Here is a 7694-nt window from a genome sequence, read left to right on the forward strand (position 1 = left end):
CGCTTCGCTACTGGCTTCGCCACGCCGGCTTCGCGCATGTGCCTTGACGCAGGGCAGTGCGCGAAGTCGGGCACGGGCGAATGATGATCGCAGCGGCCGGTGCAAGATCTTGTGCAAGGAGGCAATTATGCAATGCAGTCCCCATGACGGGCTTTTCGGCCCGTGCCTGCGCCACCGATTCGGCTGGCTGGCATTGTGGATATTGCTGGCCGCGCTGTCGCTCCTGCCCCAGGCCGCCAGCGCCAACAACGAGTTCGGTACCGTGCGGCAGGCGTTTGCCCGGCAGGTGCCGCACCGCCTCGAGCTGCCGGCCGCGCAGGCGCAACGGTATGCCGGCCTGCTGTCCTCGGCGCTGCAGGCTGTGGGGCACGACGCCGACGCCGGCGACTGGGTGGTGCTGGTCGACCGCAACCCGCGCGTACAGGCTGCCATGCTGTTCGCCCGGTCCGATGGCGATGCGCCCTGGCGGTGGGTGGGTTCGGCACCCACCTCGACCGGCAAGCCGGGCACCTTCGATCATTTCATCACGCCGCTCGGCGTGTTCGACCACAGCCTGGAGAACATGGATTTCCGCGCCGAGGGCACCGTCAACGAGAATGGCATCCGCGGCTATGGCGCGCGCGGCATGCGCGTCTATGACTTCGGCTGGGTCGATGCAGAGCGCGGCTGGGGCAAGGGCGGCGAAAGCCAGATGCGCCTGCAGATGCACGCGACCGATCCCGAACATCTCGAAGCGCGCCTCGGGCATCCGGCTTCGAAGGGTTGCGTGCGCATTCCTGCCGCCCTCAACCGGCTGATCGACCGCTTTGGCCTGATCGACGCCGACTACCTCGACGCCGTGGAGCGGGGCGATGCGCTCTGGGTTCTCGCGCCGGATCGCACACCGGTGTCGCGGCCGKGGCGCTATCTGGTGATCGTCGACTCGGGCGCGCGGGATCCGTCCGTCCCGGCAAGTGCAGTACGAGGCGAGTGATATCGCCGGCGGCGGCGTACTGGCGCCGGCGCAAGCGCAAGGCGGCAGCGCGCAGGCGCGCCTATCCTGCGAAGCGGATGTGCCCGCTGCGCAGCACGATCTCCCTGGCCTGGGTCAGTTCGAACAAGTCTTCGGCAATATGTTCGATGCGTTGCCGATGGCTGGTGAACGCACGCACCAGGTCTTCCTCGCGCGGAGAACGGGCGCCAAAGTGCGTCTCGAGCGCCTCGGCGGTAATGGAATACAGCGTGGGCTTGCCGTTCACGGTGGCGGGGCAGGAAAGCGTAAGACTGGCCGCACAGTAGGTGGGAACGCTGCGGGGAAACGAGATCTCGGGCATGGCGTGCCTCACACCGGTCGCTGAGGATGACACCATTCTAGGAGATCGCGCKGCCGAGCGACGCCGTGCGGCGCGTCGCCTTGACCGCCATCAACCGGGATGGGGCAAGTGCTGGCCGGCAACGGCAAGCCCGGCCGTCAACTGGCGCACGCTGGCKAGCGCCTCGTGCGCGGCCTCAGATTGCGCCGCGGCGAACGCGGCCTGCTCGAGCAGGAAGCGGTCCAGCGGTGCGGCGGTTCCGTGGTCCGCGGGACTGGCTAGGGGGCCTGCGCTTTCCCCGGGCCGCGCCGCCAGTGACGAAAGCCGCCCCGCCAGGGCCTGCAGCGTCGCCAGCGTGGCTGGTAGTGGTGCACCGGCGCCGCTCCCGGCAGCCAGCCCGGCGCGCACCACGCCGGCCAGCGCGGCCATGCGGCGTGAGGTGAGGTGAAGCCCGGCGTAGGCCGCAGCCAGTTCCGGCATCAGTTCCGCCTCCGCCTGCTGCAGCGTCAGCTCGGCCCGGGCGGACGCGCGGCCCGCGCCGATGCGCAGTGTTTCCAGGCGGGCCGCGGTCGGCGCGGGCGAGCGCGTGGGCGAAGTCGTGAACGCGCCGGCGCCCGCGAATGCCGCGCGCAGGTACGCGGCATTCGCGGCGAGTGCGTCGACGCCGTGGCGATGCACCCGCGAGAGCTCGGCGCGCGGTGCCAGCACGTAGTAACTGGCCAGCGCGATCAGGCAGCCAAGCGCGGTATCGATGCCGCGCAGCGCGGCGAAGTGGCTGCTGTCCGCCGCCGGGGCGCCCACCCATGAGAACAGGATGACAGCCGGCGTGAGGCAAAGGGCGAACAGCCCCGGGCTTCCGGCGAGCCGCAAGACATAGGCTGCCGCGAGACACGCTGCGCTGATCACCAGCGCCAGCGGCGCCGGCGGGTGGGCGAGGCCGATGGCGCAGGCCAGCAGCGCTCCCGCCAGCGAACCGGCAAAGCGCAGGAAGGAGATCCTGCGTGTGGTCTGCAGTTGCGGACTGAGCACCATGATGACGGTGACCGCTACCCAGTAGCCATGATCCACCCGCCACAGTTGTGCTGGCAGCAGGCTCAGGCTGCCGGCCAGCGCAAGCCGCACCGCATGGCGCGCCACGCGGGCGTCGCGGGCAGTGTGTTCGGCCAGGGCGGCACGCCAGCGCTGCCACCTTTGCCGGAACGTGTGACGCGGCCGGCGGTGCGCGCCATGCCAGGTGGCGAAGGCCGGGTAGCGGGCCAGGGCGCCCACCGCGGACTGGTACACGGCCGGCGCGTCGGCATTGGCCAGGGGCGCATGCAGGCGCCGCAACTCGCGGACCAGTGCGGCGCACAGCGAAGGCAGGTCAGGCGCGGGCCGGGCGAGGGCCTCGTCCACCTGCAAACGCATCTCGGCCACGCAGCGCTGCAGGTACTGGAGCGGCAGCGGGCTGACGTTGCCCTCGCCCGGGTCGCCTGCCGGCGCGCTGTCTGCGCGGCTGCGCAACTCGGCGGCGACGATCAGCAGGGCAAAAATGGCATCGGCCAGGCTGACGATATAGGCATAGCGCATCCGCCCCAGCGGATCGCGCAGGCTGCGGCGCGCGCGCACGGCCAGATGCGCGGCCTCGATCCGCTCGCGGATGTCGCGCTTGCTGGCAGCCGCATCGCCGACCGCTTCAGTGCCGGCCAGCGCCCCGGCAAGACGCGACAAGGCGCCGAACACCGCCATGACTTCCGCGCKCGGGCGCTGGTCGCGCGCGGACGGAATCAGCGCCAGGCTCACCAGGCAGGCAAACACGCCGCCGAGCAGGAATTCCTGGCTACGCTCGAACACGTGTACGGCCAGCGCGGCATCGCCGGCCGGCTGGAGGCATGCGGCGATCAGGATGACGTAGAGCAGCTTGGCGGGCAGGGCCGCGCCGGGCCCACGGGTCTCTGCCAGGCCAGCMGCGAGCCCGGCAATCCCGACCGCGGCGAGCGCCGCCCACGCAGACCCGGCGACGGCCACACCCACCGCGCACGCCACCGTGCMGCCCATGCCGACCGAACCCAGCGCCCTGAGCCGCTCGCCTGCGGTGCCGCCGCGGTCGGCGAGGCAGGTCCAGAGCGAGGCGGTGGCTGCCCACAAGTAGCCCGGCTGATCCGTGAGCCATCCCGCTCCGGCCAGGGCCAGGAACGAGAAAGCGTAGACCAGGCCTCTTTGCAGCATCGAGGCGTCGGGACGGGGCAGGTACGGCACGGAAAACATGTCGACAACTAAGTAAGGACGCCGGCGGATGCAAGCGATGGCTTGACTCTAGATCACCGTATGGTGCGTTGCAACATATCGTGTCATCTCGGGCGATTTGCACTGGGGAGGTGCGCCGCCGCATCGTCCCGGTGCGCGCAATCGCCAACCTGGCACGACGGTGGGGACGGGTTGGTTCCCGGCCGGTAATGCATTGGCGTTTCAGGGGGAAACGCAGGTGCGCGCCGAAAATCGGGCAAAAAAAACCCGCGCAGTTTCGTGCGCGGGCTGGAATCCACCGAGGTGGTGGAGGAGACAGACTCCACTATATACGATTTGTTGCGACGCACCAAGCGTCATATTGGCTGTGCGTGTCTKGCTTCACAAACATGTTGTTTGTGCACAACAAAGTAGCCGTTTACAACATCCGCCTCCACTTTTTCCTGATTTCACGCCCTGATTCCGTCGGCAATTTGCCGATGTGTTCGCGGCGTAGTGGCCGATGGGGGAATGCCCCTAGCGGAAGAACAGGTATGCAATGCCTACCGCGGCGCATAGCCCGGCAAGGTCGGCGAACAGGGCGCAGGCGAGCGCGTGCCGCGTATCGCGAATGTTGACGCTGCCGAAATAAACGGCAAGCACGTAGAAGGTAGTTTCGGTCGAGCCCTGGATGATCGCGGCCAGCTTGCCCTGGAACGAGGCGACGCCATAGGTGCTCATCACATCGATCATCAGGCCGCGCGCGCCGGCGCCGGAGAGGATCTTCATCAGGCCGACCGGCAGGGCCGGCACGAACGCCGTGTCCAGGCCCAGCCAGGCAAAGGCCGCGGTAAGTCCCCGCATCAGCACATCCATGCATCCGGTCACGCGGAACAGGCCGATCGCCACCAGGATTGCCACCAGGTAGGGAATGATCTGCACGGCCACGCCGAAGCCTTCCCTGGCGCCGTCGACGAAGGCGTCGTAGACGTTGATGCCGCGTACGGCGCCGCAGACCAGGAAGACGATGATCAATGTGATGATAAAGCCGCTACCGGCCAGCGCCGTGCCGGTGCTGACCTGCTCCGGCGGGGCATGACGCAGCCACAGGAACAGACCGCCGACCGCGGCCGCCAGCAAGCCCAKGGCGCCCAGCACCGCTGGCTTGAGCAGGTTGAGCCGCTGCGCCCAGGCCACCGCGAGCAGGCCGGCCACGCAGGAAACACAGGTGGCGAGGAGGGTGGGCAGGAAAATGTCGGCTGCGTTGAAGCCGGTCAGGCCCTGCTTGACGGCGATCGCTTGCCGCATCGCGATCACCGAGGTCGGGATCAGGGTCAGCCCGGCCGTGTTCAGGACGATGAACATGATCTGCGCATTGCTGGCCGTATCCGGGCGCGGATTCAACGATTGCAGCTCCCGCATGGCGTTCAGGCCGAGCGGCGTCGCTGCGTTGTCCAGGCCCAGCATATTGGCCGAGACGTTCATCATCATGGCGCCCTGGGCCGGATGGCCCTGCGGGACGCCCGGGAAGAAGTGGCGCAGCAGCGGGTTGACCGCGCGCGCGAAGACATCGACMACGCCGGCACGTTCTCCGATCCGCATGATGCCGAGCCAGAGGCTCATGACGCCAGCCAGCCCCAGGGAGATCTCGAATGCGGTGCGCGCGCTGTCGAACAGGCTCGTCAGCATGGCGGGGAAGACGCTGGTGTCTCCCATGGCCAGGCGGATGCAGGCGACGATGAAGGCAAGCAGGAAGAAGGACAGCCAGACGATATTCAGTGCCATCTGCGCATCGGAGGAGGGCGGGTTTGTGGAAAGTTCGGGCCCACGCATCATAGCGTGCCGGGCGAGCCATCCCGGCCACCGGGTGCTGCAGGGTGTCGCAATTGATCACGGGCAAGGACCGGGTGCGCCGCGGCGCGCAAAAACGGCGTTGCGCCGGTATACAATGCGGACAATATCGCCGCTGCGGCATCCTTTACAGGGCGCGCCGCGGTCCTTGATCCCTTTGACCCGTCCGCGACGGCTCGCATGCGCGGCCAGCCTGGCGACGGTGTCCTGCCGAGCAAAGCCAGAATCTATGTCCGACGCCCCTGGTACCGAACACGCTCACGCCGCTTCGGATTCCGCCGGCACCAGCCTTGGCGCCCAGCATTCGCCCCTGTTCGCCCTCGTCACCGATACCTTGCGGCAGCGCATCCTGGCCGGCGAGTACAACCAGGGTGACCGGCTGGTCGAAAACAAGCTTTCGACCGAACTCGGCGTGTCGCGTATCCCCGTGCGGGAAGCGCTGCGCGCCCTGGCCGCGGAAGGCCTGGTCCGCATCGAGCCGCGGCGCGGGGCTTCGGTGGCAACACTGTCGCCGAATATCGCCAAGGAAATGGTCGAGGTCCGGGCCACTCTGGAAGGGCTCAATGCCAAGCTGGCCGCCCAGCGGCGCGATCCCGGCCTGCTCGCGGAGCTCAACGAGGTCCTGCGCCAGGGGACCGAAGCGGCTGCCAGCGGCCGGTCCGAGCGCTTTGTCGAACTGAACTCCCACTTTCACGAGGTGCTTGGCAATATCGCCGCCAACAGCGTGCTCCAGGACATGGTGCGGACGCTGCGGGAGCGTACGGGTTTGCTGTTTGCGCCGGCCAATGTGACGCGTGCCCGCCAGAACTGGGAAGAACACGCGCAGATCCTTCAGGCCGTCATTGCCGGGGATGCCGATCTTGCGGCCCTGCTGGCGACCCGGCATGTCTATAGCGCGGCGAAGGCCGCGGAAGAGCTGGCGCAGGCGGAGAGCGGCGCACCTGACGTGGCCGGGGAGCGCACCGCCACCAGCCCGGCGAAGCGCAGCGGTCGCGTAGCGAGCGCCAGCTAGTCCCGGCTTGGTGGAGGATCTCGGCGCTTCCGGTATACGATATGCCGGATGCGGCACGAGCAGGCGGCCGGGCGCGAAGAGTGGTCCAGCCCTTGATTTCATTGTGCTATTGGCTGCCGGGATGCACCAGAACGGAGCCGTTGCCTGCCCCGTCATGACGCAGCGCACCAAATTTGGTATACTGTCAATCCTGATGAACCACAATAGGGATTGACCATGAGCTACCCGACGCCCTCCTATTTCCGGCAGTCGGTCGGAGAGCAGTTGCTGGCCCACTATGCCAGGCGCGACGCCGTGCGCCATTGCACGCCGCTGCTCCCCATTCAGTGGAGCGCGCTGCGCACGCTGTTCCGCCGGCAGTGCGCCGGCAGCCACAAGACGATCTGACTCGTCCCGCGCTTGGCGGCTACGCCATGGCCGCCCCTCTCTTTTCCAGCAGCGACCGCAATATCGAGCGGTGGCAGCGGCTTTCTTGCTMGCAGTAGCATCCAAGCGAAAAATTTGTCTGCCGTGACAGCGCGGCCAGCAGGTCCAGCGTCCGGCTAGCCTCGGGGCGGGCCATTTCCGCGCGAAAGTGCTTTTCGAACGCGCGCCAGGCCTTGTCGTCGCCGTCTGCCTGGATGGCTAGCGCCTGGGCAACGAGGTCCGCCGACGGCGAAAGCTCCGGGTACCAGACATCGTAGTAGTCGCGCGATGCGAACTCCGCCTTGGGTACGCCTCGGGGTGGCCGGCGCACGGTGCCAATCCGAAGTCCTTCGTCAGGCGCGCGTKGCGAGCCCAGTTTCACGATACGGATCGTCATTGCTGCATCTCCTTATATATAGAAGCACTGCGAACGTGAGTTGCGGCATCCCTGGGGGTGCCCCGACAGCACGATTCTGACTCGGTGCAGGGCCGCCGTGTGCCTTGAGAAATACTTTTTGCGCCGCAAGAAAATGATTTCAGAAAAGGCTTGCCAGGACCGTGGGCGGGCCTTAATATTCGCTCCCTCGCAACACGAAGCGCGGCTGCAAAGCAGACGGGACAAGGGTTGCGGGGTGAACGGGTGAGGTTGGCGGTGCGRAYAGCGCGGCGAACCGGAGCAAAAAAAGATTGCGAAACMTGTTGACGAAACGTAGAAAGTTCTTCATAATCTCGTTTCTCTGCTGCTGACAACAAAGCAGCGRCGCGGTAAGCAAAGCGARCCGCGGCAAGTTCTTTAACAAACAAACAACCGATAAGTGTGGGCGCTTGATAGCGGATGCCCGGTGCGCAAGCAYYGGAGCTTACAAGTTATAAAGTGCTCGCACAGTAAAACATGTTCGGTTCTTCTTCGGGAGGATCGAGTCAGTTTT

Annotated in this window: 7 protein-coding genes; 3 read left to right on the top strand and 4 right to left on the bottom strand. The window is 66.9% G+C overall.

The window, feature by feature from the left end:
- The first annotated feature begins 127 nt into the window (after positions 1 to 127).
- Positions 128 to 973: a L,D-transpeptidase gene (locus AC1DKV_RS29050; RefSeq protein WP_477138582.1), complete on the top strand. Its 846-nt coding sequence runs from the start codon at positions 128 to 130 to the stop codon at positions 971 to 973.
- A gap of 61 nt (positions 974 to 1034) precedes the next feature.
- On the opposite strand, the gene AC1DKV_RS29055 is transcribed toward AC1DKV_RS29050, so the two are convergent.
- The 3 genes from AC1DKV_RS29055 to AC1DKV_RS29065 form a co-directional block, all read right to left on the bottom strand.
- Positions 1035 to 1313, bottom strand: a complete 279-nt coding sequence (locus AC1DKV_RS29055) for a DUF1488 family protein (RefSeq protein WP_441613038.1) — start codon at positions 1311 to 1313, stop codon at positions 1035 to 1037.
- Positions 1314 to 1403: 90 nt separating this feature from the next.
- Positions 1404 to 3539 carry an FUSC family protein gene (locus AC1DKV_RS29060; protein ID WP_477138583.1) on the bottom strand — a complete coding sequence of 712 codons (2136 nt, stop codon included), beginning with the start codon at positions 3537 to 3539 and terminating at the stop codon, positions 1404 to 1406.
- Positions 3540 to 4034: 495 nt separating this feature from the next.
- Positions 4035 to 5282, bottom strand: coding sequence for a nucleoside recognition domain-containing protein (locus AC1DKV_RS29065; protein ID WP_477138584.1), 1248 nt, complete (start codon positions 5280 to 5282; stop codon positions 4035 to 4037).
- 295 nt (positions 5283 to 5577) lie between these two features.
- Between AC1DKV_RS29065 and AC1DKV_RS29070 the strand changes: the two genes are divergently transcribed.
- Both AC1DKV_RS29070 and AC1DKV_RS29075 read left to right on the top strand, forming a co-directional pair.
- The gene (locus AC1DKV_RS29070; protein WP_441613041.1) at positions 5578 to 6360 is read left to right on the top strand and encodes a GntR family transcriptional regulator; all 783 of its coding nucleotides are present in this window, start codon (positions 5578 to 5580) and stop codon (positions 6358 to 6360) included.
- Positions 6361 to 6576: 216 nt separating this feature from the next.
- Positions 6577 to 6747 carry a hypothetical protein gene (locus AC1DKV_RS29075; protein WP_441613042.1) on the top strand — a complete coding sequence of 57 codons (171 nt, stop codon included), beginning with the start codon at positions 6577 to 6579 and terminating at the stop codon, positions 6745 to 6747.
- A gap of 19 nt (positions 6748 to 6766) precedes the next feature.
- On the opposite strand, the gene AC1DKV_RS29080 is transcribed toward AC1DKV_RS29075, so the two are convergent.
- Complete coding sequence (locus tag AC1DKV_RS29080; protein ID WP_477138585.1) at positions 6767 to 7162, bottom strand: DUF488 domain-containing protein; 396 nt, start codon at positions 7160 to 7162, stop codon at positions 6767 to 6769.
- Positions 7163 to 7694 lie beyond the last annotated feature (532 nt).

Source organism: Cupriavidus sp. 05T41, from assembly GCF_056396525.1.

Excerpts from the sequence above, each read along its gene's own strand:
- AC1DKV_RS29055 (WP_441613038.1), bottom strand. The coding sequence starts at position 1,313 with ATGCCCGAGATCTCGTTTCCCCGCAGCGTTCCCACCTACTGTGCGGCC.
- AC1DKV_RS29070 (WP_441613041.1), top strand. The coding sequence starts at position 5,578 with ATGTCCGACGCCCCTGGTACCGAACACGCTCACGCCGCTTCGGATTCC.
- AC1DKV_RS29075 (WP_441613042.1), top strand. The coding sequence starts at position 6,577 with ATGAGCTACCCGACGCCCTCCTATTTCCGGCAGTCGGTCGGAGAGCAG.